Origin of the sequence: Pseudomonas fluorescens (assembly GCF_001307275.1) — a bacterium.
GTDB lineage: Bacteria > Pseudomonadota > Gammaproteobacteria > Pseudomonadales > Pseudomonadaceae > Aquipseudomonas > Aquipseudomonas fluorescens_AA.
This window is the reverse complement of record NZ_CP012831.1, coordinates 4,987,438-5,013,702: the sequence shown is the minus strand read 5'-3', so window position 1 is coordinate 5,013,702 and position 26,265 is coordinate 4,987,438. Positions and strand designations below refer to the sequence as shown.

25 protein-coding genes are annotated in these 26,265 nt (G+C 61.4%); 14 read left to right on the top strand and 11 right to left on the bottom strand.

Annotated elements, in window-relative coordinates; all coding sequences use genetic code 11:
- Window positions 1-104: 104 nt before the first annotated feature.
- Window positions 105-2,273 (top strand): TonB-dependent siderophore receptor, encoded by a 2,169-nt coding sequence (locus tag AO356_RS22450; RefSeq protein WP_060741609.1) that lies wholly within the window; start codon window positions 105-107, stop codon window positions 2,271-2,273.
- 188 nt (window positions 2,274-2,461) lie between these two features.
- Here the strand turns inward: AO356_RS22450 and AO356_RS22445 are convergent, their stop codons facing one another.
- Complete coding sequence (locus tag AO356_RS22445; RefSeq protein WP_081015398.1) at window positions 2,462-3,106, bottom strand: YopT-type cysteine protease domain-containing protein; 645 nt, start codon at window positions 3,104-3,106, stop codon at window positions 2,462-2,464.
- 196 nt (window positions 3,107-3,302) lie between these two features.
- On the opposite strand from AO356_RS22445, the gene AO356_RS22440 reads away from it, so the two are divergent.
- Window positions 3,303-5,330: a hypothetical protein gene (locus AO356_RS22440; protein WP_060741607.1), complete on the top strand. Its 2,028-nt coding sequence runs from the start codon at window positions 3,303-3,305 to the stop codon at window positions 5,328-5,330.
- Between the two features lie 101 nt (window positions 5,331-5,431).
- Here AO356_RS22440 and AO356_RS22435 read toward each other — a convergent pair whose 3' ends face one another.
- Window positions 5,432-6,166, bottom strand: coding sequence for a substrate-binding periplasmic protein (locus AO356_RS22435; RefSeq protein WP_060741606.1), 735 nt, complete (start codon window positions 6,164-6,166; stop codon window positions 5,432-5,434).
- Between the two features lie 283 nt (window positions 6,167-6,449).
- Here AO356_RS22435 and AO356_RS22430 point away from each other — a divergent pair, with 283 nt between their 5' ends.
- Complete coding sequence (locus AO356_RS22430; RefSeq protein WP_060741605.1) at window positions 6,450-6,683, top strand: hypothetical protein; 234 nt, start codon at window positions 6,450-6,452, stop codon at window positions 6,681-6,683.
- Between the two features lie 221 nt (window positions 6,684-6,904).
- The gene (locus tag AO356_RS22425) at window positions 6,905-7,858 is read left to right on the top strand and encodes an alpha/beta fold hydrolase (RefSeq protein WP_060741604.1); all 954 of its coding nucleotides are present in this window, start codon (window positions 6,905-6,907) and stop codon (window positions 7,856-7,858) included.
- A 180-nt stretch (window positions 7,859-8,038) separates the two neighbouring features.
- Here the strand turns inward: AO356_RS22425 and AO356_RS22420 are convergent, their stop codons facing one another.
- A complete protein-coding gene (locus AO356_RS22420; RefSeq protein ID WP_060741603.1) occupies window positions 8,039-8,431 on the bottom strand; it encodes a GFA family protein in 393 nt (130 codons plus the stop codon).
- A gap of 33 nt (window positions 8,432-8,464) precedes the next feature.
- A complete protein-coding gene (locus tag AO356_RS22415; RefSeq protein WP_060741602.1) occupies window positions 8,465-9,391 on the bottom strand; it encodes a LysR family transcriptional regulator in 927 nt (308 codons plus the stop codon).
- Between the two features lie 133 nt (window positions 9,392-9,524).
- On the opposite strand from AO356_RS22415, the gene AO356_RS22410 reads away from it, so the two are divergent.
- Window positions 9,525-9,926: a RidA family protein gene (locus tag AO356_RS22410; protein WP_060741601.1), complete on the top strand. Its 402-nt coding sequence runs from the start codon at window positions 9,525-9,527 to the stop codon at window positions 9,924-9,926.
- Between the two features lie 188 nt (window positions 9,927-10,114).
- On the opposite strand, the gene AO356_RS22405 is transcribed toward AO356_RS22410, so the two are convergent.
- The 4 genes from AO356_RS22405 to AO356_RS22390 form a co-directional block, all read right to left on the bottom strand.
- The gene (locus AO356_RS22405; RefSeq protein ID WP_060741600.1) at window positions 10,115-10,594 is read right to left on the bottom strand and encodes a VOC family protein; all 480 of its coding nucleotides are present in this window, start codon (window positions 10,592-10,594) and stop codon (window positions 10,115-10,117) included.
- A gap of 68 nt (window positions 10,595-10,662) precedes the next feature.
- On the bottom strand, window positions 10,663-11,964 hold the full coding sequence (locus AO356_RS22400) for an Nramp family divalent metal transporter (RefSeq protein ID WP_060741599.1): 1,302 nt from the start codon (window positions 11,962-11,964) through the stop codon (window positions 10,663-10,665).
- A 153-nt stretch (window positions 11,965-12,117) separates the two neighbouring features.
- Window positions 12,118-12,354 carry a hypothetical protein gene (locus AO356_RS22395; protein WP_060741598.1) on the bottom strand — a complete coding sequence of 79 codons (237 nt, stop codon included), beginning with the start codon at window positions 12,352-12,354 and terminating at the stop codon, window positions 12,118-12,120.
- Complete coding sequence (locus AO356_RS22390; protein ID WP_060741597.1) at window positions 12,347-13,135, bottom strand: VacJ family lipoprotein; 789 nt, start codon at window positions 13,133-13,135, stop codon at window positions 12,347-12,349. Before AO356_RS22390 ends, AO356_RS22395 begins: the two co-directional genes overlap by 8 nt.
- Window positions 13,136-13,477: 342 nt before the next feature.
- Here AO356_RS22390 and AO356_RS22385 point away from each other — a divergent pair, with 342 nt between their 5' ends.
- The 4 genes from AO356_RS22385 (at window position 13,478) to kefC (ending at window position 18,057) form a co-directional block, all read left to right on the top strand.
- Window positions 13,478-14,188: a response regulator gene (locus AO356_RS22385; protein ID WP_060743168.1), complete on the top strand. Its 711-nt coding sequence runs from the start codon at window positions 13,478-13,480 to the stop codon at window positions 14,186-14,188.
- Window positions 14,185-15,531 carry an ATP-binding protein gene (locus AO356_RS22380; RefSeq protein WP_060741596.1) on the top strand — a complete coding sequence of 449 codons (1,347 nt, stop codon included), beginning with the start codon at window positions 14,185-14,187 and terminating at the stop codon, window positions 15,529-15,531. Before AO356_RS22385 ends, AO356_RS22380 begins: the two co-directional genes overlap by 4 nt.
- A 176-nt stretch (window positions 15,532-15,707) precedes the next feature.
- Window positions 15,708-16,229, top strand: a complete 522-nt coding sequence (kefF, locus tag AO356_RS22375) for a glutathione-regulated potassium-efflux system oxidoreductase KefF (RefSeq protein ID WP_060741595.1) — start codon at window positions 15,708-15,710, stop codon at window positions 16,227-16,229.
- Window position 16,230: 1 nt separating this feature from the next.
- Window positions 16,231-18,057 (top strand): glutathione-regulated potassium-efflux system protein KefC, encoded by a 1,827-nt coding sequence (gene kefC / locus AO356_RS22370; RefSeq protein WP_060741594.1) that lies wholly within the window; start codon window positions 16,231-16,233, stop codon window positions 18,055-18,057.
- 108 nt (window positions 18,058-18,165) lie between these two features.
- Here kefC and AO356_RS22365 read toward each other — a convergent pair whose 3' ends face one another.
- Window positions 18,166-19,029 (bottom strand): aldo/keto reductase family oxidoreductase, encoded by an 864-nt coding sequence (locus tag AO356_RS22365; protein ID WP_060741593.1) that lies wholly within the window; start codon window positions 19,027-19,029, stop codon window positions 18,166-18,168.
- A gap of 100 nt (window positions 19,030-19,129) precedes the next feature.
- On the opposite strand from AO356_RS22365, the gene AO356_RS22360 reads away from it, so the two are divergent.
- The 4 genes from AO356_RS22360 (at window position 19,130) to AO356_RS22340 (ending at window position 23,515) form a co-directional block, all read left to right on the top strand.
- The gene (locus AO356_RS22360) at window positions 19,130-20,083 is read left to right on the top strand and encodes a LysR family transcriptional regulator (RefSeq protein ID WP_060741592.1); all 954 of its coding nucleotides are present in this window, start codon (window positions 19,130-19,132) and stop codon (window positions 20,081-20,083) included.
- 227 nt (window positions 20,084-20,310) lie between these two features.
- Window positions 20,311-20,691: a RidA family protein gene (locus tag AO356_RS22350; RefSeq protein WP_060741590.1), complete on the top strand. Its 381-nt coding sequence runs from the start codon at window positions 20,311-20,313 to the stop codon at window positions 20,689-20,691.
- Between the two features lie 267 nt (window positions 20,692-20,958).
- Window positions 20,959-21,510 (top strand): thioesterase family protein, encoded by a 552-nt coding sequence (locus tag AO356_RS22345; protein WP_060741589.1) that lies wholly within the window; start codon window positions 20,959-20,961, stop codon window positions 21,508-21,510.
- Between the two features lie 241 nt (window positions 21,511-21,751).
- Entirely contained in the window at window positions 21,752-23,515 is a 1,764-nt protein-coding gene (locus tag AO356_RS22340; RefSeq protein ID WP_060741588.1) for an L-lactate permease, read from the top strand.
- A 163-nt stretch (window positions 23,516-23,678) separates the two neighbouring features.
- Here the strand turns inward: AO356_RS22340 and AO356_RS22335 are convergent, their stop codons facing one another.
- A complete protein-coding gene (locus AO356_RS22335; protein WP_060741587.1) occupies window positions 23,679-24,014 on the bottom strand; it encodes a hypothetical protein in 336 nt (111 codons plus the stop codon).
- A gap of 245 nt (window positions 24,015-24,259) precedes the next feature.
- Here AO356_RS22335 and AO356_RS22330 point away from each other — a divergent pair, with 245 nt between their 5' ends.
- Window positions 24,260-24,916: a polysaccharide lyase family 7 protein gene (locus tag AO356_RS22330; RefSeq protein WP_060741586.1), complete on the top strand. Its 657-nt coding sequence runs from the start codon at window positions 24,260-24,262 to the stop codon at window positions 24,914-24,916.
- Between the two features lie 18 nt (window positions 24,917-24,934).
- Here the strand turns inward: AO356_RS22330 and AO356_RS22325 are convergent, their stop codons facing one another.
- Window positions 24,935-26,167: a nucleoside permease gene (locus tag AO356_RS22325; protein WP_060741585.1), complete on the bottom strand. Its 1,233-nt coding sequence runs from the start codon at window positions 26,165-26,167 to the stop codon at window positions 24,935-24,937.
- Between the last annotated feature and the right edge of the window lie 98 nt (window positions 26,168-26,265).

The following is a 26,265-nucleotide window of genomic DNA, read 5'->3' as shown; positions in this document are numbered from 1 at the left end:
CACGCATCAGCGCGCCCAACCCCAACAAGCTTTATCCCACAAACAAACCCTGCAATACTTAATGCGAATCACTCTCACAAGCATTAGTAAATCAGGACCTGCTCATGTCGACTCGCACCACCCCGCCGCGTCACTTCACTCCTGCCCGCAATCTTCTGGCCATGGCTATCTGCATGATCTCCATGGCCCCCGCCTACGCCGATGACAACACCATCACCCCACCCGCCACCCTGGAACTGGACGCAACCGAGGTCTCCGGCAGTGGCCAACTGGGAAGTACCACGGAAGGCACCGAGTCCTACACCACCGGCGCGATGTCGACCGCGACCAAACTCCCGCTGACAATGCGTGAAACCCCGCAAGCCGTCACTGTGATTACGCGTCAGCGCATGGATGACCAGACGATGACCAGCATCAACGACGTGGTCAAGGCGGCGCCCGGCTTGTTCCTGGACTTTTCCGGCGGTCCTGGCCGGCAGACCTACAAGGCGCGCGGTTTTGAAATCGACAATCTGATGTATGACGGCATTCCGAGTGGCTACGATGGCGTTAACGTCGGTGCCCAGCCTAACCTGGCCATGTTCGATCGAGTCGAGGTTGTGCGCGGTGCCACCGGCCTGGTGACGGGTGCAGGTAACCCTTCGGCCGCCATCAACCTGATCCGCAAGCGGCCATTGGCCGAGCAGAAACTCACCCTGACCGGTGCCGCCGGCAGTTGGGACGACTACCGCGGCGAGGTCGATGCCTCCAGCCCGCTCAACGACAGTGGCACGCTGCGCGGTCGGGTCGTGACGTCTTACCGCGACGCCAACAGCTTCATCGATAACGTCGAGGAGGATCACGGCCTGTTCTATGCGGTCACCGAAGCGGACCTGAGCGAAGACACCACCCTGACCCTGGGGTTTTCCCATCAGAAGGACAAGACCAATTACTTCTGGGGTTCTTCGATGATCGGCCAGGACGGCCATCATCTGGACCTGCCGCGTTCCTACAATCCGGGTACGGATTGGGAAAACAAGGATCAGGAGATCAACACCGTATTCGCCGAAGTCCGTCATCGCCTGGCCAATGACTGGAACCTTCAGGTCAACGCCAACTACTCCGAGCAGAACGCGTTGTTCTCCGGCTCTTATCAATCGCGCTGGGTCAACAACACACTGGCCCGCACGGTTTACCAGGCCAATTTCGATGAAAACCAGGCCGGCGTAGACGCCTTTGCCAGCGGGCCCTTCGAGGCGTTCGGGCGTACCCATGAACTGGTGGTGGGCGCCAGCAAACGCATCTACGACATGACCACCCACAATTACAGCCCGTACGACACCAACTGGCCGATCAATGCGGGTAAACCGGACTTCGTCCACACCGATAACCAGCGCGAGGTGACTACTCAAGATGGCGTCTACGTCACCACGCGCCTGAGCCTGGCCGACCCGTTGAAGTTGATCCTCGGCGGGCGCCTGGACTGGTACGACTACGATAACCGTGATGGTGACACCGACTACAAGGTCACCCGCAACCTCACCCGTTACGCCGGCTTGATCTACGACCTGGACGACCATCATTCGGTCTACGTCAGCTACAGCGACATCTTCACACCGCAGCGCGAAAAGGACACCTCGGGTAGCCCGGTCAAGCCGATCATAGGCAAGAACTACGAGGTCGGCATCAAGGGCGAATACTTTGATGGCGCACTGAATGCGAGCGTGGCGCTGTTTCGCATCGACCAGGAAAACCGCGCCGTGCAATTGTTTACGGCAAACTGCCCACAGGCAACCTGCTCTGAAGCCTCCGGAGAGATTCGCAGCCAGGGTATCGACTTCGAACTGCAAGGCGCTTTGACCGAAAACTGGCAAGTCGGCGGTGGCTATACCTACGCACGCACCCACACCATCAAGGATGCCGCCAACCCACAGAACGTAAACAAGCAGTTCGACACCGACACACCGGAGCATCTGTTCAAGCTGACCACCAGCTACCACTTCCAGGGCCCGCTGGAAAAACTGCGTGTGGGCGGCAACGTCTCCTGGCAGAGCCGCATGTATAACGACATCCCGCTGGCTGATGGCAGTGAATACCGACTCAAGCAAGGCAGCTACGCTGTCACGGACTTGATGGCCGGCTACCGGGTCAGTCAGAACCTGGACGTGCAGGTCAACGCCAACAACATCTTCGACCGCAGTTACTACTCGACCATCGCCAACTCCGTGAGCTACGGCGGGGACTCCTACGGCAGCCCGCGCAACATGATGTTGACTGCCAAGTACAGTTTCTAGAAAAAGTAGAGCAACGGGGGCGTGACTTGGAACGCCCCCTTCCAGCCGAAAACATAAACCGCGACAGGAGAAATCAGGTCAACACCAACATTCAATGACCGTGGTCTGACCCGATACTCCACAAACGATCCACGCAGCCCAAGGCGATGCCGGCTTGCCGACCCGGTGCCTGGAACGAGCGGCTTCAATCAATGAAAGTCGGCCGCGCTTTGGAAAGCACCGAACTCAAAGTCGTCGTCCATGACCACATGCCCGAACTCCAAAAGGTAACTCTGAGTCACATGCCCGCCGGGCACGACGTAGCTCGCCAATAGCGCATGCAGGTCGTTGCTCAGATCGGCTCTCGATTGATAACTGCCGATACCGTAGTTGGGATCGAAGAGCCTTCCCGTCTGGCCCGCGTCGAAAGACACACCAATTGCATGACCGCCGGCGCCTTGCGGGCCTGCGGAAAAGTAGAAGGACACCACGAAGTGGCGCGCCCCGACGCTCTGGAGGATATCGAGGACGATATGACTGGCGACGCCGTTGGCGTAGGCAGTTTCTTTTACCGAATTGCGACCGATGACACTCTCGGCGATCACACCCAGGGCCATCAGCACATCGTACACGTGCATCGCCTGCGTCAGCTCACGCTGAGCTTTGATGACGGCCTGACTTTCGCCCTGCAATACATCGAAACAAGCGTAGGGTGCGCCGAGCTTGACCCAGAGCGAACTGAAGCCAAAACACACGCCCAGGCTGTCCACGCCAAAATAGGGCATTCCCCCGCCGAGCAGGTCACCCTGCCCTTCCCATCTTCTAACCTGCTGTGCTCGGGGAAAGGTGAACATGATGTCTCCAAGGATGACAAGACAGGATCTTAAACAGTAGACGGAGGCCTGCCTGGACGCCACCAGACGATTCGCCGACGCCCGGCTCACTCGCCAAGTACAAATACCGGACTAGACTTCACAGCACCGTCACGTCACTGCACGCACAAGCGCATCACCCAAACACGACGTTGCCTCGCAGATAGGGATATCTCTCATGTTCAATCTCGACGATTCCGAGCATACGAAACGTGCCATCGCCCCTGCATTTGCCGCTGTTCCACCCACCAATGGCGGCATCGAAAGTACCGGCGTGGCGGTTGTCTGGCAGAACATTCTGCAAAGTGACGTGCTCCAGATGCTCTCGGACATCAACCCTCCGCTGACCGGCTCCTTCATCGATTACCGCTACTGGGCAAACGGCATTCTTCGTTGGGCGCTGAGCCAGCAGGATGATGACGGCAACCCGCTTTACGCGTTCGCGATCCCGTCGTGGGAAACGGGCTCTGACGACAACGGCAATCCCGTCGTCGGGGCGTTTCTGTTCCCGGTGGGCACCCAGGTCACGCTGCTGCAGCCCAGCGACGACGAACTCAACGCCGCGTTGGCGAGCGCCTACGGTAATCAGCCGCCCCTTACGCTGACCTCGAACCAGACCGGCGATCCTGACGAGCGGCGTTGGGCCGCTGCCGCCCATGCCTATGCCCTGACGCAAAGCGACGCCAACGGTAACGCCTACGTGGCCGGCATCCCGAGCTGGGAGATGGCGGTCGAGAATGGGCAGAACTACCGAGGCGTCTACGTCTTCAGCAACACCCCCGGCATCCAGGTCCTCAAGGCGGGTCGTGCGGCACTGATGGATCAGATCCTGGCGGGCATTCTCGAACCCTTGGACAGCGCGAACCTGATGGACTCGAACATGAGTGTTCTGGCCGTCGCGGCCAACCGTTGGGCCATGCGCTACGGTGGTGTGTGCGGCGCGGGCACCTTTGGCTATTGCTCCGCCAGGTACGACGTGGAAAGCGATTGGTACACCATTTTTACTCACGACGTCGTCATCTGCTTCGCGCCACAGCAGCCAACCATGGACTTGCTGCAATCCATCGTCGATCAACCCGCCATGGCCTGGCCTGATTTCAACAATGCCTACTCGGCGCTGTGCGTTACACTCGGCGACATCATCAATGGCGCGAATTCCAACGATCCACTCGATCCACGTGAGCTTGCGACGTCCCCGGACTGGTCTCCGAACACCGTCACCACCGAGCTCGCCACCTGGTTGCAGTTCGACGCCAGTGGCAACTACAGCTTTTCTCCCACCGCCCCCGCTGCGCCGACGGGTGTGGCCGCCGATGACTGGCTCCAGATCATCTATACGGTCTGGCAGGAAATGAGCGCTGTCGAACAACTTCAATCGCTCTACACCTACACCCAAGGCACCCTGAATACCGCCCAGAGCACGGCCAATACCCTGATAAGCGCCGCGATCGCCAACATGCAGGCCAAGACCGACGACAGCACGCTGCTGGACTTCGTCCAACTGCTCAAGGATCTCGGTTACTCGCTGGTGTGGTTTTTCCCCGAAGCCGTCGCCCCCTGGGCCAATCTTGCGGTGGTTGCCGTGACCGATGTCATCCGGGTGATCACCAGCAGCCTCGACGGAACGTCCAGCTCGATCACCATCGGCCAGTACTGGGAGCAGGTCGCCGATTCCTTCGAAGCGAGCAACACGAGCCTAAGCAACTTCTACACGACCATCGTCAGCGACCACGGGCGCCTGATGAACTTCTACCACTACGCCGACAACGGCAACCTGCCGATACCCACTGACAACAACGGCGGCTCCTCGACCTCGGACGGCGACAGCTCCACCGCTACCGCCATGGCCAACGGGCTGATGTTGCAGGCCTACCAGAACCTGATGCCGCTCTTCTGGGCAATCGCCTGGGCCTGCCCCGACCCGCTCAGCGGCAGTGGATATGATGCTTACTCGACACTCACCATTCCCAGAGCCCCCGAGGGCACCTATGTCGAAGGGACGTATTACGAGTTCGCGATCATCTGGAGCGACAGCAATATCGTCAAAAGCTATCCAACGACAGCGATGATGACGGACCTCACCGGCACACTGAACGTCAACCTGATGGACATCATGGCCCGGACCGATCCCTGGCTCGGTGTCGCCAGTTGGTTTGGCTGGTTCCTTGGCAATCAGGTGAACTTGCAAGGCCCCTATACACGCTGATCCGTCATCGCAGGCTCAGTTGCGACTGTGGTGGCTGAGTGGATCGCGGAGCGGTTTTCTGCATCCCGTCGTCAGGCGGGCATTGCGCCGGCTCCGCTCTTCTATTGCTCATACCGCCGCTGAATCCGCCCCAGCTCCCCTGATCGCCGCAACTGCTCCAAAGCCTTGGTCCATGCCGCGACCACTTCGTCTTCAGAGTCCAAGCTAAAAGCGATATACAACGACGAACGATAAAGCTCGATAGGAATTTTCCGCAGCGTGCCCGGCGCGATATTCAACTGGCGGCTGTAGTAGACCACGCCCGCATCGGTGTCGCCGACGATGATGTCGGTGCGCCCGGCAAGCAGCATACGATAGAGCAGCTTGCTTTCGGTGGCACTTTTGTCCAGGTTGTTAAAGCCCAGCGACAACAGCATCGTCGGCACCAGGCCGGCATGTCGCGTGGTGATCTGCGGGGCGTGCAGCAGTTGTTCCAGGGAGTTTACCGGCGGCGCCTTGGCCAGTTGATAGGGGTGGATGGACTCTTCCACGATTGGCCCGACCCATTTGTACAACGACTCGCGTTCCGGCGTGCGAAACAGGGAGTACATGATGGTCTTGGGGCGGTGCTTGAGTATTTGGGTGGCACGCATGCTGGGTTGCAGCAACACCTCGAAGTCATCCCCGGTCAGCGCCATGATGGCCCGGACGATCTCGGTGGTCATGCCAGTGAGCCGGTTGTTTTCCAGATAGTTGTACGGTGCCCATTCTTCGGTGACGATCTGATACTGCTCGGCCCTGGCAACCGTGCCGAGCAAGAGACAAAGCAGCGCTGCAACCGATATCGAATGTCTCACGCGTACTCCTTGTGGACCGTTCGGTGTTCGTGCATGGGGGGGCCTGATTCAAGAGGGGCAAGGTAAGCATAGACCCAAACACTTGCCTGACAGTTGACGCAGTCTACATTCCGCCCCTTAGCAGCCTCCGGACCTTGGTGTAGGATCAGCGCGACCGGATACGCGGCGCTCCCCTTGCGCCCTCCTCCCTGGGACCCAGCCCGTATGAATCCTATCGATCCCCGGTCGTTTCAACGCATCATCACCGCCCATGATGGCCCCCCCTTCTTATGAGCCTCGCCCCATGAAAATCTGTGATCAATGCAGGTCCGTCATTCTTGACGAAAACGCTGCTTGCCCGCGCTGCGCCGAAAAAATGAGGCTCTCGGAAGAGGCTCTCTTCCCTGCGTCCCAGCCGTCGAAAGGGTTGAAAATCCTTAAATGGGTGTTTATCAGCATTGTGGTTGCGGTGCTGGCGGCCGTAGCGGTGGTCGTGTGGATCTTTAATTCGTTGGGGCCGATGCCCTCTTTTGGTTGAGGGCGACTTCAGGGCGCTTGAACAGTACGTGGTGGCGAGGGAGCAAGCGCCCTCGCCACCACTGATCACGGCAACCGAAGCGAAGTGCAGCTATCCGATTTTCCTATAGTTGCTATCGATGCCCACGCCGTTCTCGTCATCGGCCTCTCTCTCTAATCTGCCCACCAACGCGATCGATGACGATCGCCGCAGATCAAACCGACCTTATGGAGAGAGACACAATGAACACCTTCAACCGCACCCTGGCTGTCGCGACCCTGGCATTGGCTACCCTCAGCGCCGAGGCCGCATCGTCGGTCCAAGCCGCTGCAAGCGTGTCTGCGGTCGGCAGCGTGGTCCAGTCCGCCAGCTACATCACCACCAAGGATGGCGTTCAGCTGTATTACAAGGACTGGGGCCCGCGTGATGGCCAGGTCGTGACCTTCAGCCACGGCTGGCCGCTGGACTCCGACAGCTGGGAAGGCCAGATGATGTTCCTCGCCTCGAAAGGCTATCGGGTGATTGCTCACGATCGTCGCGGTCATGGTCGCTCCAGCCAGCCTTGGGAAGGCAACGACATGGACCACTACGCCGACGACCTGGCGGCGGTGATTGAAGCACTGGACCTCAAGAACGTGACGCTGGTGGGCTTTTCGACGGGGGGTGGTGAAGTGGCGCGTTACATCGGTCGCCACGGTACCGGTCGGGTGAAGAAAGCCGTGCTGGTTTCTTCGGTGCCACCGTTGATGCTCAAGACAGACACCAACCCCGGTGGCTTGCCTATCGAGGTGTTCGACGGCCTGCGCAAGGCGTCCCTGGAGAACCGTTCGCAGCTGTACCTGGACATCGCCTCGGGCCCGTTCTACGGCTACAACCGCAAGGGTGCCAAGCCATCCCAGGGGCTGATCCAATCGTTCTGGATGCAGGGCATGCAGGGTGGCAGCAAGAATACCTATGACTCGATTGCGGCGTTCTCGGCGACAGACTTCCGCGGCGATTTGAAGAAGTTCGACGTGCCGACCCTGGTCATCCATGGCGATGACGATCAGATCGTGCCCATCGACGCTGCAGGCCGGGCCTCGGCGGCGCTGATCAAAGGCGCCCGACTGATCGTCTACCCTGGCGCACCGCACGGCTTGACCGAGACGCACAAGGACCGACTGAACCAGGATCTGCTGACCTTCCTCAAGGAATAACACCTGGATCGGTTGTGAGGGGCCTGCTCGCGAAAGCGGCGGGCCCGCTTGCATGGGTGTTGAATGAGCTGCCGTCATCGCGAGCAAGCTCGCTCCCACAGGGTGAATCCGGAATTGGCGCGCACCCAAGATCAACTGTGGGAGCGAGCTTGCTCGCGATGACGGTAGAACCCGTTGCATCTATTCCTCAGACCGCCCCGTACCCTCACGATCATGGGCATAGCATCGGGTGAGCGGAAACGCCGGCAACCAGGACTCACGGCGCACGGTCCAGCTTTCGTAGGTGGGCATCAGTTGACCGGGAGCATCCAGAATTCCCAAGTGCACTTCGATTTCGTCGCCAGAGCGGGCAAACAGCGACGAGCCACAGCGAGGGCAGAAAAATCGCCCGGCGTAGTCCCGGGTTTCACCCTCGATCGTCACCGCATCCTGGGGAAACACGGCCGCCGCGTAGAACAGTGCCCCGTGATGCTTGCGACAATCGAGGCAATGACAGACACCGACGCGATACGGGCGCCCAGCAGCTTCAAGTCGAACATTGCCGCATAGGCAACCGCCAGTGAATGGGTCCATTGCGCATCTCCTCTACAACGGGACAGACAAACTTCACGAAACCGGTCGATCAATGATAGGCGCATGCTGCGCCATCAGCTCCACCACCCAATCGATGAACACCCGCAGCTTGGCATTGACGTGACGGTTCGGAGGGTAAGCCACGTAGAGCGGCATCGGGTCGAGGTGCCAGTCTTCGAACAGCGGCACCAACTCGCCTTGCGCCTGGTGACGCCGGGACATGTACTCCGGCAACCAGAGCACGCCCAACCCTGCCAGGCCGGCGGCGAGGTAGGCGTTGCCGTCGTCGATGGCCAGGGCGTAGCGCCCTTTGACGTGAAGCAGCTCACTGCCACGGCGCATGGCGTAAGGCAGGGATTTACCGGTGCGCGCCCACAGGAAACCCACGGTGCGATGCTGTGATTCTTCCAGTTCGCGCGGATGCGCGGGCCGGCCGAACCGTGCCAGGTAACTCGGGGCGGCGAAGACGCCGAGGGCAAGATCGCCGACGCGCCGGGCCACCAGCGACTGATCCACCAGCGCACCGCCGCGCACCACGCAATCGACACTTTCATCGATCATGTCGACGATGCGATCACTGACGCCCATGTCGATCTGGATGTCCGGATAACGTTCATAAAACGCCGGCAAGGCCGGTACCAGGATCATCACTGCCAGCGGGCTCGGCACGTCCACCCGCAGACGCCCGCGGGGTAGCGCCTGGGCGCTGGAGACGCTGGTCTCGGCATCGTCCATGTCGGCCAGCAAACGAATCACCCGTTCGTAATAAAGGGCACCGTCGGCGGTGACATTGACCTTGCGCGTGGTGCGGTTGAGCAGCTTGACCCGCAACCGTGCCTCGAGCTGCTGCACCAATTGGGTCACGGTGGTCTTGCTCATGTGCAGGGTTTCCGCCGCCTTGGTGAAGCTGCCCGCCTCCACGACTCGCACAAACGCTTGCATCGCATCAAAACGATCCATTTCTGCCTCGGGTATCGATCCGATTGTTTGGAATTTACAAACAGTGATCGCCAAGGTTGCTCGTTTATCCCCCGGACACAAGCCCCTAGAGTGAGTTCATCGTTTGGAACCCACTCTTTGATGGAGATATTTAATGACACAGCGCGATGTAGTTTTCCCGCCCGGACGCCAGGCACTGTATGAGCGCAATCGCTATTCACCGGCGATTCGTTCCAATGGTTTCCTGTTCGTGTCGGGGCAAGTCGGCAGCACCGCCGACGGTTCGCCGGAACCCGACCTGGAAGCTCAGGTGCGGCTGGCGTTCAACAACCTGAAGGCGATCCTGGCCGCGGCCGATTGCAGCTTTGACGATGTGGTGGATGTGACGGTGTTCATGGTCGATCCCGAGTCGACCTTCGAACGGGTATGGAGCGTTGTGCCCGAATTCTGGGGCAGCGCGCCGCATCCGACACTGACGGCGGTGGGCGTGACGTGGTTGTATGGTTTTCAGTTCGAGATCAAGGTGATTGCCAGGTTGCCTGAGGCCACCTCGTGATATCGAGTGTGGGAGCGAGCTTGCTCGCGATAGCGGTGGGTCAGCTTGCATCACTGTTGGCTGTGCCGGCGCCATCGCGAGCAAGCTCGCTCCCACAGGGGATTTGGACAGGCCGAAAAATCGAAGCCACCAACGATCCAGTGTGGGAGCAAGCTCACTCCCACAAGGGAATGGAAGTGCTGCGCCGGCTAACCTTTCACCGCCGCTTCAATCGCCGCAATGTCGATCTTGGTCATCGTCATCATGGCCTCGAAGGCCCGCTTGGCGACGGCCTTGTCAGGACTGGCGACCGCTTCAAGCAACACACGCGGGCTGATCTGCCACGACAAGCCCCACTTGTCCTTGCACCAGCCACAGGCACTGGCCTGGCCGCCGTTGTCGATGATCGCGTTCCACAAGCGGTCCGTTTCGGCCTGGTCCTCAGTTGCAATCTGGAATGAAAAGGCCTCGCTGTGCTTGAACACCGGCCCGCCGTTGAGACCGATGCAAGGGATGCCGATCACCGTGAAATCCACCGTGATCACATCACCCTCCTTGCCCGACGGATAATCGCTCGGAGCCTGATAGACAGCGTTCACCGCACTGTCGGGAAACGTTTTGGCGTAGAACTGCGCAGCTTCGTGGGCATTGCCGTCGTACCAGAGGCAGATCCTGTTCTTATTGTTCATTCCGCTTCTCCGAAAGGGACTGGACGATAAAGTCTAGCAGTCCCCCGAAAGTTGCAGATGGCCGAGCCTCAAGTAAACAGATCGACCCCCAGCTGGAACGCGACCCACAACGCCAGGCCCGTGGCAAACATCAGCGCGATGTTCTCGAACAGGTTGTTGCGATATTCCTTGCCCAGCAGGGACTTCTGGTTGGACATGATCAGCAGGCCCAGGGAAATCACCGGCAATCCGACGATATTCAGCGCGTTGACGCCGATGGTCAGCGTGACGAAGTCCGGCATGCCGGGGAGCGACCAGATCAGCGGCGTCACGAGAATGAACAGCATGAACCATTTGTGCATCGGATCATGGTGGAACTCTTTGCCGTAGCGCTCCCGGCGCTCGGGCCGCACGTGCTGGAAGGCATCGGTGATCAGCATCGGAAACGCCGTGGTCTTGCCGGAGATGCTGGCGAACAGCGTGGCGAACACGCCGATGAAGAACACGTACCAACCGATCGAGCCGAAGAACATTTCCAGGGCCTTGCCCAGATCGCCCAGGGTTTTGACCTCGATGCCGTTGGGTCGCAGGATTTCCGCACCGACGATCCAGATCGCCAGGTTGATGATGATCCCGACGAACACCGCAAACAGCAGGTCGTTACGCTGGATACGCTTGTGTTCAGGCCCCACCCAACCCTTCTGGCGCATGACATACGGATGGACGAAGTTGGCGATGGAGCCGGCCACCGCACCGATCACCGAAACGGCCACCAGCAGCGCACCGTGCACGCCTTCATCGGGCGGAATGCTGAAGCCGATGGTACCTTTGACGATGCCCGCGACATCCGGGCCGGACATCACCGCCAGGGCCAGGAACGCCAGTGTCATGATCGCCAGCAGGCCTTTCATCACGCCTTCGATCATCGAATAGATATTGCGCCCGACGAGCATCCACACCGCCAAGACCACCGCCACCGAACACAGCAGTGGATAGTCGACCTTGAGCAACATGGCCAGGGCTTCGCCAGCACCCTTGATCATGTAGGCATTCATCAGGTGCCCCATGAGCAGCGCATACACCAGCAGGAACCAGGCGAAAAACGGATTGAGCTGGGCATAACCTTGCAGGATGGTCATGCCCTGGTTATTGCAGAGTTGGAAGCGCGCGATGATGTTGACGATCAAGTAGCGCAGCAGCAGAGAAACCGCCAGCACCCACATCATTGCGTAGCCGTAGTTCGCCCCCGCCACGGACGAGGTGATCAGGTCGCCGGCGCCCAGCCAGGACAGTACCGCGATGATGCCGGGGCCGAGAAGCTTGAGCAGACGCACGAAACGGCCTTGCACGGGCGCCGCAGCCTTGCCTTCAGCGGAAGGAATGCTCGTCATGGATGGAATCTCCGTTTATTTTTTTTGTGAGAAACGGCCACAGTCGAACATATTAGATACGACGTCGTACAACCATTATTCATGCGTAATTATGTAAAAATGTTTCATGGCATCCGCCCCCGATGTACCGCTGTATTCAAGAGCAAATTGCCACTAATCCTTCACCTGCTCGCCGTTATCGACCAACCAGCGCACCATCTTCGCCAGCGGCACCCGATGCTGCTGGATGGCGCACCAACTGACATGTTCATGGCGATACAACTCGACATAACGGTTGAGCAGCACATGGCGACCATCCTCGGCCAAGCACAATTCAACTTCACGACAGTGCAATACATCCGGCTCGAGCGAGCGCATTCGCCGATGCAAGACCAGCGCCTGGTTATTCATCGGCAGCGGCTCCATCCTGGCACTGGGGGTTGCCCTCCTCCACCGCTCCCAACTTGCCCTGCGCGACAAGATCGGCACGCCGCTGCGCCGTGGCATCGCGAAGCGCCGCGTAGTAATCCGGTTCCGCCTGCAACTCGTCGGTCAGTGGCAATGCCTCGGCACGGCCATCGACAACGCCGCCGACGGTGTTGATCGTGCCCAGGGTGTCGACGGTGCTGCTGTTGTCACCGAACGGGTCGACGGCAAAACTCAGCACTTTGCCCGTCGCGTCCCTCAGGTTGGCGCTGCCCAGCAGCGGCAGTTCCACGGTGGGCCCGGGGGCAAGGTTCCAGACGCCGAAGGTCTGGCCGAAATCGGCCTTGTGGCGCTCGATGCCCAGCTTGCCCGACACGTCGATCAGCCCGACGATGCCTGCAGTGGTGTTGATGACGAAACGGCCCAGTGTGTTGACCGAGCGTTGGCCATTGCCTTGCAGCAAGTCGTTGATGAACACCTTGGGCTCGCCGAAGTTCGCCACGAAGTTGTGGACGCCGGCCTGGAACATCTCCGGCAACTTGAGATAACCACGGGCCACCGGGGCCAGCGCATAGTCATCCACGGTTCGGTTGAAGGCGAATATGCCGCGGTTAACCGGTTCTGCGGGATCGTAAACGGTGTAGGTCGCGCTTTCGCACGAGCCCGGCGTTGCAGCGGGCGTACTGGAGCAACCGCTGGCGAGTGCCGCCAATACAACCACGACGGTGGATCGAACGAACAACGGAGCGGGCTTGGTGATCGGCATACAGGGTTATCTCGGCGAGGAATGGGATGCTGCCTGGGCCGGTCGAAAGCCAAACACCGCCCCCTGTGGCGAGGGAGCTTGCTCGCGCTTGAGTGCGAAGCGCTCACCGCTTTTTTTAGGGCCGCTTCGCGACCCAGCGGGAGCAAGCTCCCTCGCCACAGGGTTCAGTGTTGGTGGGTGGTTTAACTGACCGACATCAAGGCCATCCTGCCGCCGTTTTCTTGCCCGCAGATTTCCAGAATATTGCCCGCCGGCAACTTTATTACCGGGTTGAAATATATGACGCGGGCCCTGGATTGACCCTAGTATCCCCTCCTGTATTCATTACCCTGCGTGCCCACCGTGAGCCATTTATTACTGGTGGACGATGACCTCGAAGTCCTCGCCCTCTTGCGCAAGTTCCTCGAACAACATGGCTATAGCGTGGATGTGGCCGCCGACGGCAATGCCCTGTGGCAGGCGGTGGAACGCCAGGTGCCGGACCTGATCATCCTCGACGTCATGTTGCCGGGCGACAACGGGCTGGTGCTGTGCCAACGGCTGCGGGCCGAGCACACGGTCGGCATCATCATGCTCACCGCCATGGGCGAGTTGAGTGATCGCGTCGTCGGCCTGGAGCTGGGGGCGGACGATTACCTGACCAAGCCCTTCGATGCGCGGGAGCTGTTGGCCCGGGTGCGTGCCGTGCTGCGGCGTACCGGTGAAGCCAGGGCCGCGTCGAGCGACGCCTCCCGACCCATCCTGGAGTTCGAAAACTGGCAACTGGACGTCACCCGCCGCGAGCTGCGCTCACCGGACAAGGTCATGATCCCCCTGTCCACCGGCGAGTTCGAACTGCTACTGGTGTTTGCCGAACACCCGCGCCGGGTGCTGACTCGCCAACAGTTGCTGGACCTGGCCCGCGGCGAAACCTTCGAGGCGTTCGACCGCAGCATCGACGTCCAGGTCAGCCGCCTGCGGCGCAAATTGGAGACCGACATCACCGGTGCGTCGATGATCCGCACCGTGCGCAACAGCGGCTACCTGTTCAGCCCGCACGTGGTGAAGCGATGAAACCCGCGCGCTCGGGCACTCAACGTCCACGGGACACGGTGGCGCGCTGGATCGCCCTGACCACCATGATCGCCATGCTGACCTTGCTGGCCCTCAACGAACTGTTCAGCCTGCTGGCCGGTGCCTGGGCGCGCCCTCCCCTGATGGAAACCGGCCTGATGGAAAAGGCCGCCGCCATCACCCGCATCATCGACTCCGTCGCCCCCGAACAACGCCCCGCGATTGCTGCGGCCGCCAGCGACCAGGCGTTCAATGCGCACTGGTTAAAGCGGCATGAAGAGGCGCGCTTGCCGGTGATCGACGACCCGGAGTTCAGTGAAGGTTCGACGCTCCTGCGCCAGCAATTGGGTCGGCCGGATGCCAGGATCGAAGCCTACGAACCGGGCGACTGGCCGGCCGACCAACCGGATGCACGCTACGCGGTGATCATCGAACTGGCCGACCATTCGTGGGTGATCTTCTCCGTGCCGTCGCGCAGTTGGGGGCTGGGCGAATGGGCGCGCAACGGGATCATCATCGCGCTGATCCTGCTCTCGACGTTGATCGTCGCACTGATCGCCACCCGGCACCTGGCCGCACCGCTGGAACGCTTTGCCGAAGGCGCCCGACGCTTTGGCGTCGACCATCAGGCACCACCGATTCCGGTCATCGGCCCCCACGAAATCCGCCAGGCGATCCTCGCGTTCAATGCCATGCAGGCCCAGCTCAAGCACTTCCTGCAGGACCGCACCCAGATGCTCGCCGCCATCTCCCACGACTTGCGCGCGCCGCTGACCCGCATGCGCCTGCGCGGGGAGTTCATCGAGGATGCCGAGCAGCAATCGCGCTTGTTCAGGGACGTGGACGAAATGCAGGCGATGGTCAATTCAGCCCTGGCGTTCTTCCGTGACGATGCCCGGCTTGAACATGCCACCGCGTTCGACCTGGCCGAACTGCTGCACACCATCGTCGATGACCTCAAGGACGCCGGCACCGAGGTGGGGTTCGAAGGTGCCCAGCGCTTGGTGTATGTCGGTCGGCCCATCGGCATCAAGCGCGCCTTGGTCAACCTGATCGACAACGCGATCAAATACGGCGGCGAACCGACGGTTCGACTCGAAGCCGACGCCCACCGTGTGGACATTCGCGTCCTCGACCGAGGGCCGGGCATCGCCGGCCAATACCTTGAGCAGGTCTTCACGCCGTTCTTTCGCATCGAAGGTTCTCGCAACAAGCACACTGGCGGCGTCGGGCTCGGCCTGTCGGCGGCCCGGGCGACGGTGCTGGAGCATGGCGGGACGCTGACCCTGCGCAATCGCAAGGGTGGCGGATTGGAGGCCAGGGTCTCGCTACCGCTTGACTGAAGGCCCCGATGTGTCGATCCGCGCTAAACAATCGGCGCCTTCCTCGGTAGGATGTCCGGCCTTTCCGGCCTGACCCTGTCCCGGAAAGGCGCTCTTGTTTGTATCGCCCGACCCAGTGCCATCGTTCGCGCCCACGACAGACAAGAATCGACGGAGCCAAACCAAGGAATTCACCGATGATTCTTATCATTTACGCGCACCCCTACCCCGACAAATCGCGGGTCAACCAGCAGATGCTCAAGCGAGCATCCAGCCACCCGGACGTGGTCATACGTTCGCTCTATGCGCTTTATCCCGACTTCGACATCGACGTCGAGGCGGAACAGCGGGCGGTGGAACAAGCAGAGCTGGTCGTCCTCCAGCACCCGATGTACTGGTACAGCTCCCCGCCCTTGCTGAAATTGTGGATCGATAAAGTCTTCACCCACGGCTGGGCCTATGGCAAAGGCGCCACGGCTCTCAAGGACAAATCCCTGCTGTGGGCCGTGACCACCGGCGGCGATCAGGGGCATTTCCAGATCGGCGGCTACCCAGGCTTTGCCGCACTGGCCCAACCCCTCCACGCCACGGCCATCTATTGCGGCATGCGCTGGCTGGAGCCGGTCGTCGTGCATGGCGCCTATGCCGCCGAAGCGGATGCCCAGCACGCCCAAATCGAACACTATGCCGCTCGCCTGGCCGCCTGGAAGGAAGATTGAAGTGGAAACTCACAGCCTGATTGAAATGCTCATCTACCTGGCCTCGGCGACACTGATCGTACCGATTGCCGTTCGATTCGGCCTGGGCCCGGTGTTGGGTTATCTACTGGCCGGGTGCATCATCGGCCCGTGGGGGCTGAAGCTGATTACCGATGTCAAGGCCATCCTGGAGTTCGCTGAAATCGGCGTGGTGCTGATGCTGTTCATCATCGGCCTCGAGCTCGACCCCAAACGGCTCTGGGCCCTGCGCCGGATGGTGTTTGGTGGCGGTGCCCTGCAGATGCTCGCCTGTGGCGCTGCCATTGGGTTGTTCTGCACGGCTTTGGGCCTGAACTGGACGGCAGCGTTGCTGGTCGGCCTGACCCTGAGCCTGTCTTCCACGGCCATCGCCATGCAGGCCATGAGCGAACGCAACCTGACCGCCACCGCGGTCGGGCGCAGCAGCTTTGCCGTGCTGCTGTTCCAGGACATCGCGGCCATTCCGCTGGTGGCGATGATCCCGTTGTTGTCGGCCCACGGCGACACACCTTCGGGCACCGCGCTGCTGCTATCGATTGGCAAAATCGTCGCCGCCATCGCCATCGTCGTGCTGTTGGGGCGCTACCTGACGCGACCGCTGCTGCGCTTCGCCGCACGCTCAGGCTTGCGGGAGATTTTCAGTGCCGTCGCGCTTTTTCTGGTGTTCGGCTTCGGCTTTCTGCTGGAGGAAGCCGGCCTGTCGATGGCCATGGGCGCGTTCCTCGCCGGGGTGCTGCTCGCCAGCTCCGAATACCGACATGCCCTGGAGAGTGACATCGAGCCGTTCAAGGGCCTGCTGTTGGGTCTGTTTTTCATCGGCGTCGGCATGTCGATCGATTTCGGCACCCTGGTCAACGCACCGCTGAAAGTCATCACCCTGACCCTGGGTTTCATCCTGATCAAGCTGCTGGTGATCAAGATGGCGGGCCGGTTCCTCAACGTCCCCGCCGGCCAGCGCTCCTGGCAGGCGGTGTTGCTGGGCCAAGGCAGCGAGTTCGCCTTCGTGGTGTTCGGCGCGGCGACCGTGGCCGGCATCTTGACCGATCAATGGGGCAAGAGCCTGACCCTGGCGGTGGCCTTGTCCATGTGCCTGACGCCCTTGCTGATCCTGCTGCTGGATCGCTTCGAGTCCGTCACCCGGAAAAACAAACGCGAATCCGACCTCGTCGACCAACAGAACCCACGGGTGATCATCGCCGGGTTCGGCCGTTTCGGGCAGATCGCCGGACGCCTGTTGATGTCCTGCGGCGTCGAGGTGGTGGTATTGGATCACGACCCTGACAACATCGAGACACTGCGCAAGTTCGGCGTGAAAGTCTTTTATGGCGATGCCACCCGCCTCGACTTGCTGCATGCGGCCGGCGCGGCCCAAGCGGTGGTGTTGATCAACGCGATCGACAATCAGGAAGACAACCTGACGCTGACCCGGCTGGCCCAGGAGCACTTTCCCGCGTTGCAACTGATCGTGCGGGCGCGGGACATGGGCCACCTCATCACCCTGCGGCAGATGGGCGTGGAGGCGGCCGAGCGGGAAACCTTCGAGAGCGCGCTGGCATTGGGTCGCAGTGCGCTGGAGCACATGGGGGTCGGGGCTTACGAAGCGCGTGAACGGGCGGATCAGTTCCGGCGGCTGAACCTCAAGATGCTGGAGGAGATCGTCGCCCAGCCGGAAGACGACCTCGCGTTCCGCCACGACGCCTACCGACGCGCCAATGCGCTGCTCACGGAGATGTTCAACGAAGACCGTGCCCACCCCGTCGACAGCTGGCCGGAACACCATCGCAACGAAACCGACAAGACGCCGGGTTGACCGGCGTCATACGCGCCCGAACTTGCGCCGGACATCGGCTGCAAGTTGGCGCTGGCGCTGAAACCCAGCTCAGCGCCGATGCTGGCGAGACGCTGGTCTTTCAGGCCACTAGACCAATGCGTCCAGCTCGGCGAGCATCGGCGCAGGGATCTTCAGCTCACTCGCCGTGAGGTTTTCCCGCAGGTGCGCCAGGGACGATGTGCCGGGAATCAGCAGCAGGTTCGGCGCACGTTGCAGCAACCACGCCAGGGCCACGCACAGCGGTGACGCCTGCAAGCGCGCCGCCACGCTGGAAAGGGTTTCCGACTGCAGCGGTGTGAAGCCGCCCAGGGGGAAGAACGGCACATAGGCGATGCCCTGCCGGCCCAGGTCGGCGATGAGCTGTTCGTCGTCGCGATGGGTCAGGTTGTAGTGGTTCTGCACGCAGACCACCTTGGCAATGCCCTGGGCCTGCTTGACCTGCGCGGCCGTGACGTTGCTCAGGCCCAGGTGACGGATAAGCCCCTGGCTCTGCAACTGCGCCAGTGTCGTGAACGATTCTTCGATGGAGTCTTCCGTGGGCGAATGCATATCGCCCCACACCCGCAGGTTGACCACGTCCAGGACCTCCACGCCCAGGTTGCGCAGATTGTCGTGGACCGCCCGGGTCAGCTCGGCGGGGCTGTGGGCCGGGTTCCAGGACGCATCGGCGCCGCGCACGGCGCCGACCTTGGTCACGATGACCAGGTCCTGGGCATAAGGGTGCAGCGCTTCACGGATCAGCCGATTGGTGACATGGGGCCCGTAGAAATCGGCGGTGTCGATGTGGTTGACCCCGCTCGCCAAGGCTTCGCGCAGCACGGCGATGGCGGCCGCCGGGTCTTTGGGCGGGCCGAACACGTTGGACCCCGCCAGTTGCATCGCGCCGTAGCCCATGCGATTGACCGTGCGATCGCCCAGTAAAAAGCTGCCTGCCTTGCCTGCAATGTTCATCTCGTGCCCCTCGGATCAATGTGAGTGGGCCGACTATAGGCGTTGACCATTCCCTTGATAATCAGGTGCAATCGGCACGGGCTGTACGGCGGAGAGAACAATGGCAACGGATATTCAAGATTTGCTGGCCTTTGTGGCCGTGGTCAATGCCGGGGGCTTTCGTGAAGGCGCGCGGGTAAGCGGCAAGTCCGCGTCGAGCCTCAGCGATGCCGTACGCCGGATGGAAAGCCGGCTCGGCGTGCGCCTGCTCAACCGCACCACCCGCAGCGTGGTACCGACCGAGGCCGGTGCCCGGTTGATGGAACGCATCGTCCCGGCCCTGGGCGAGGTCGAGGCGGCGATGGACGTGGTCAACGACTTTCGCGACCGTCCTTCGGGCACCCTCAGGCTGAACGTGCCGGTCAGCGCGGCCCGGCTGGTGTTGCCGGCGATCATCACGCCGTTCCTGAACAGCTATCCCGACATCCGCCTGGAAGTGGTCACCGAAGAGAGCTTCGTCGACATGCTCGCCGCCGGCTGTGACGCTGGCATTCGCTACGACGAACGCCTTGAGCAGGACATGATCGCCCTCCCCATCGGCCCCCGCTTCCAGCGCTTCGCCACGGCCGCCGCACCGGCATACCTCGATGCCCGGGGCAGGCCGGAACATCCCAGAGACCTGCTGGAACACGCGTGCCTGCGGGGCAAGTTCCCCAGCGGCGCCATGCCGCTGTGGGAGTATGAGCGTGGCGGCGAAACCATCAGCGTCGACCCGAGCGGCCCGTTGATCACGCGCATTGGCGGTGCGGTGGACCTGTCGGTGCAAGCCGCTGTAGACGGTCTGGGCATCGTCTACCTGTTCGAAGACTGGCTGCGACCCTACCTGGACAGCGGCGCCCTCGAACCGGTGCTCGAACCCTGGTGGCAGCGCTTCACCGGGCCGTTCCTCTACTACCCCGGTCGCCGCTACCTGCCCTCGCCGCTGCGGGCGTTCGTGGACTTCATCAATGCACAACGGTATGGGAGCGAGCTCGCGCGCGATGGCGTCAGCACAGCCAACACCCCCGCAAGCTGATACACCGCTATCGCGAGCAAGCTCGCTCCCACAGGGGTTCGGCTGTGTAGCTGAAAATCCCGCCCCAGCACAAATCCATTGTGGGAACGATGCCGCTGCTGACGCCTCTGGTTTTGATTCGCAGCCCCGCGGCGGGCAGTCCTATGCGGATAAAGGAATGCAGGAACGACGCAGCAAGGGACGGTAAACTGCGGCGGTTCTTTTTCTTTTCCAGCATGAGGCTTTGCATGAGCAACCCAGACATCACGTTTATTCCAGATCCGGATGCGGACTCCATTTCCTCCGACGTCGCCGGTTTCGGCGGCCTGCTGGTTTCCACGCAAATCCCCACCCACGCCGACGGCAGCCTGGAACTGGGTGACATCACCCTGCAGAGCGAATGCACACTGCAAGCCCTCAAGAAGGCCCTGGAGGGCGCCGGCAGTTCCATGGACCGGGTCCTGCACCTGACCATCTACCTGACCGACATGGCTGACCGCGCCGCGTTCAACGAGGTCTACAAACGCTTCTTCGCCAAGCCTTGGCCGGTGCGTGCGGCGGTGGGTGTGGCGGCGCTGGCGGTTGAAGGCATGAAAGTGGAAGTGACCGCGATGGCGGCGAAGGGCTGAACGAGCGCCTTGCACCTTTGTAGCGCTGCAGCGCTTTTGTGGCGAGGGAGCTTGCTCCCGCTGGACTGCGCAGCAGACCCAGGTTCTTTGTTTCAACACAAACTCCTGGGACGGCTTCGCCACACAGCGGGCCCAAGCTCGCTGCCACAAAAGCCCCTCGAACATGCCCCAAATGCGCGATTGCCACGCAAATCGTCATTTTCGCACCTAGCCCGCTCCCTGCATGGGGTCTAGAGTGCGCCGCTTTCCCTCTTCACGGCCCTGCTCATGAATCTCTGGTTCCGACTGTTGCTGATGCTGTTCCGCCGCCCGTGGCGCAAGCCGGCGGCGCCCTTGGGCACCACGGTGGTGCGCATGCGGGTATGGCCGCTGGACCTGGACTTCAATCGCCACGTCACCAACGGACGCTACTTCACGTTGGCCGATGTGGGACGCATGGATTACGTGCTGCGCAGCGGCGCCTACAAAGTGGCGTTGCGCAACCGGGCGGTGCCGATCGTGGGGGATGTCTGGGGCAAGTTCAGGCGGGAATTGAAACTGTTCGAGGCGTTCGAGGTGCACACCCGCCTGCTCGGCTGGGACGAAAAATGGACGTTCATGGAGCACCGTTTCATCAGCCAGGGACGTGTGGTCGGGGTGGTGATCATGCGCGGCCTGTTCCGCTCGGCCAAAGGCACGATTGCACCGGCTGAGTTCATCCGCGAGCTGGGCCTGGCCGAACAATCGCCCGCCATGCCCGACTGGCTGGCCGCCTGGTCGCAAAGCTGCGATGACTTGAGCCTCGGGCTTCGCCTGGAGGAAGGTGAGCCCCCACGCTAGCCAGCACACCACTTACCCTGTGGCGAGGGAGCTTGCTCCCGCTGGGTGGCGAAGCCGCCCCAAGAATTTGTGCTTAAACAAAAAACTTGGGCCTGCTGCGCAGTCCAGCGGGAGCAAGCTCCCTCGCCACAGGGTCTTACCCCAGGCCTCTGCGCCATTCCCCTCGTCAATCCCCGCCTATACTTCTCTGCCAATCCCCCCTGGGGCCTGCACTTCCAACAATAAAAAGCAGAGGTGGAACATGGTCTGGCAACAAGTCTACGATCCCTTCGGTAATGCGGTGCTGTCCACGCTCCTGGCGGCGGTTCCGGTGGTGGTGATGTTGGCGTCCCTGGCGTTCTTTCATGTCAAGGCACACCTGGCGGCCTTGCTGGCCCTGGCCTCGGCCTTGCTGATCGCGATTTTCGCCTTCGGCATGCCCGTTGGCATGGCCGGGTCTGCGGCGCTTTATGGCGCGGCCAACGGCCTGCTGCCCATCGGTTGGATCGTGCTCAATATCATTTTCCTGCACCGGCTGACCACCGAGAACGGTTCGTTCAAGGTCCTGCAGGACTCCCTCGCGCGCATCACCGACGACCGGCGCCTGCAACTGCTGTTGATCGCCTTTTGCTTCGGCGCGTTTTTCGAGGGCGCGGCGGGCTTCGGCACGCCGGTGGCGGTGACTGGAGCGATCCTGATCGGGCTGGGGTTTTCCCCCTTGGCCGCCTCGGGTCTGGCGCTGATCGCCAACACCGCGCCCGTGGCCTTCGGCGCCCTGGGCACGCCCATCATCACCTTGGCCAAAGTCACCGGGCTGGATGAAATGGAGCTGTCGATGATGGTCGGTCGGCAGTTGCCGTTTTTCTCGGTGCTGGTGCCGTTCTGGTTGATCTGGGCTTTCGCCGGCTGGCGCAAGATGCTGGAAGTCTGGCCGGCGATCCTGGTGGCCGGTGTCAGCTTCGCCATCCCGCAGTTCCTGGTGTCGAACTACCACGGGCCGATGCTGGTGGACGTCATCGCCGCGCTGATTTCCATGGCCTGCCTCACCGGTTTCCTCAAGGTCTGGAAACCGGCCACGGTGCACACCTCCGCCGCGCTGTCCGGGCGGGTCGACAACTCGAAGATCGACGCCAGCGAGGATGAAAAACCCACCGCCAGCGCGGCGTTTTCCAACGACGCCCGCCCCGCCGTGGGACGGGCCTGGATGCCGTGGATCATCCTCACGGTGTTCGTCTTCGCTTGGGGCACCCAGGGTTTCAAGAACCTGTTCGACACCCGTCCGGCGCTGGACCCGCAGACCCAATCAGCCAAGCTTGACCCCCAAAGCAAGCCGATGCGCGAGGCCAACCCGATCTTCTCGCCCCTGGTGACCTTCGGCACCATTCACCAGCAGATCGAAAAAGTCCCGCCCGTGGTGCCCCAGCCTAAAACCGAGGAGGCGGTCTACAAGTTCAACTGGTTCACCGCCACGGGCAGCGGCATTTTCCTGGCCGCGATTCTCGGTGGCTTGCTGATGGGCTATTCCATTCCGCAACTGGTGCACCACTACCTGCGAACGCTCTGGGTGGTGCGCTACTCGCTGATCACCATCGTCGCGATGTTGGCCTTGGGGTTCCTCACGCGGTATTCGGGCCTGGACGCGACCATGGGCCTGGCCTTCGCCGCCACGGGCATTTTCTACCCCATGTTCGGCACCCTGCTGGGCTGGCTCGGCGTGGCGCTGACCGGCTCGGACACGGCCTCCAACGTATTGTTTGGCGGCTTGCAGCGGGTCACGTCCGAGCAGTTGGGCATCAGCCCGGTGTTGATGGCCGCCGCCAACAGTTCCGGTGGGGTGATGGGCAAGATGGTCGACGCTCAGTCGATCGTGGTGGCCTCCACCGCGACCCGTTGGTACGGTCACGAAGGCGAAATCCTGCGCTACGTGTTTTTCCACTCGGTGGTGCTGGCGATTCTGGTGGGCGGGCTGGTGACATTGCAGGCGTATGTGGCGCCGTTCACGCATATGGTGGTGGGAGGACAGTGATCGAGGAGCCGGCAGATAGGGCTGTTGTGGCGAGGGAGCTTGCTCCCGCTGGGCTGCGAAGCGGCCCTTTTGTGATCGCTGCGCGATCGAGCGGGAGCAAGCTCCCTCGCCACAGGCAAGCGCCTTTACAACCGGCAGGCTCGCTTGCCTTTCAAGCAGGGTGTTACTGAACGCTTTTCAGCTTGACCACATCACCGGACACCGAGGTGGTGTAGCCGGTCAGGACCCAGGCCCAGAACCAGTTTTCCTGGACTTGGGTGTTGATCATGGCGTCGCCGCCCTTGGCCTTGATCGCCGCGGTCTGGGCGCGCACGAAACGGTTGTTCTGCTGGATCGGGATCAGGCCGAACAGCAGCAGGCCGGTGGCCTTGGCTTCACTGTGGCCGACAACGGTGTACTGGGTGCTGTCGTATTGCTGGGTTTTCATCGGGGTGCCGGTGCAACCCGCCAGGGCCAGGCCGAACAGTGCGCAGGCGACAACTTTGCTGATGTGGTTCATTTAACGCTCCATGGGAAGACGCCCGGGATCCGTCTCTCGGGCGGCGCGTACTCTAACCGATCAGTCATAAATTGACACACCCTATCCGCCCAATTCAGTGCCTGAAAGGCTCGCTGCAGAGCCATCCGTCAGGTGCGCCTCCAGCGAGACAGCCCCTTGTCGATAACATGAAAACTGCGCCACGGAAGGCCGTTTCTGTCTTGACGGCCGCCAGGTAACGGCCGGTCCCGTTGGAGGGTTTTATCATGATTGACCTGACTGTCTGGAACATTACCCTGCCCGTGCAAACGCCGGCGCAGGTCGTGGCGACCAAAGCCATGCCGACCCTGAAAAACAAGTATTTCGACAATAACGGCCAGCGGATCGTTTTCTGGGCGCCGGTCACCGGTTCCCATACCGGTAAAAGCGAATACCCGCGCTCCGAGCTGCGGGAAACCGGCAAGGACGGCAAGCTGCGCAACTGGCGCTACAACAGCGGCACCAATACCCTCAAGGGCACCCTGGCGGTGAACCAGGTGCCTTCCGAAGGCCGGGTGGTGGTGGCGCAGATCCACGCCAAGGACGCCCCCACGCCGTTGTTGAAACTGGTGTACCGCTACGCCAAGGGCACCGGCAATATCGACGTGGAATACCGGGTCAAGCCCAAGGACAAGAAGAGCCCGGTGATCTACACCGTGCCAAACGTGCCGCTGAACAAGGCCTTCTCCTATTCGCTGCAAATGGACAAGCAAGGCCAGCTCTCGGTGCTGATCGGCAACACGGGCAAACAGGTGAAGTTGGACTCGTCCTGGTACAGCTATAACTTCTACTTCAAGGCCGGCGTCTACACCTTGGACAACAAGGGTTATTCCAACGAAGGCGGGAAAGTGACCTACACCAAACTGGACGTCAGCCACAAATGACTGACGCCCAGCCCTGCTTCAAGCCTTTGACGGCGCAACGAGCGCCTGCTGGCCACGGAAGGTAAACAGGAAGCAGACCAATACCAGCAGCGCGAAACCGGCCGGGAACAGCCAGATGCTCTGCCAGTCATGACCGCCCGCCACGACAAAGTGATCGGTCACCTGCCCCGCCACCCAGAAGCCGATCAGCATCCCCACACCATAGGTCGCCAGGGTAATCAGGCCCTGGGCCGAGCTGCGAAAGCGCTCCGGCGCCTTGGCGTCGGTGTAGATCTGCCCCGAGACAAAAAAGAAGTCGTAGCAGATGCCGTGCAAGGCAATGCCGGTGAACAGCATGAACGCCAGGTCGCCGTTATTGCCGTAGGCGAACAACACGTAGCGTAGCGCCCACGCCAACATGCCCACCAACAGTGCCAGCTTGATGCCGAAGCGCTGGATGAACAGTGGCAACAGCAGCATGAACAACACTTCCGAGACCTGCCCGATGGCCATCTTCGCCGTTGGGTTGGTCATCCCGGTTTCGGCCAGGAACGGGTTGGCATTCTGGTAATAGAACGCCAGGGGAATGCAGATCAGGATCGAAGCGATGAAGAACACCAGGTAGCTGCGATCCTTCAACAGACCCAACGCGTCCAGCCCCAGCAGTTGCTTGACGCCGCCCGCGCTGGCCTGTTCCTTGAGCGGCGCCGTGGCCGGTAGCGTGAAGCTGTAGAGCCCCAGGACCAGGGACGCGATGGCCGCCATCAGGAACGTATTGCGCAAGCCGCCTGCCGAGATCGCTTCGCGCGAATCCCAGGCGAACACGAAGCTGATCACCACGCCCGCGACGATCCAGCCAATCGTGCCCCACACCCGGATGCGGGAGAACTCCAGCGCCGGATCGCGCATCTGGCGGAACGCCACGGAATTGACCAGGGCCAGCGTCGGCATGTAGACCACCATGTACACCAGTACGTACGGGTAGAACACGCTGAAATCCGCCGCCGAATACAGCTGATACAGCAACACCGCGCCGAGCAGGTGCAACACCGCCAGGATCCGTTCGGCGTTGAAGAAGCGGTCGGCGATCAGGCCGATGACGAACGGCGCAATGATCGCACCCCACGATTGCGTGGAGAACGCCATGCCGATCTGCCCCCCGCTGGCGCCCAGCGTGCTGGACAGGAAGGTGCCGAGGGTGACGAACCAGCCACCCCAGATAAAGAACTGCAGGAACATCATCACGCTGAGGCGTGCATTCATCGTGGTCATGAGCGTCACCGTTTTATTGTTGTTCTTGTGAAAAAAAAAGCCGCACCGCTTTTGTTACGGAGGATCCCCTGTGGGAGCAAGGCTTGCCCGCGATGGCC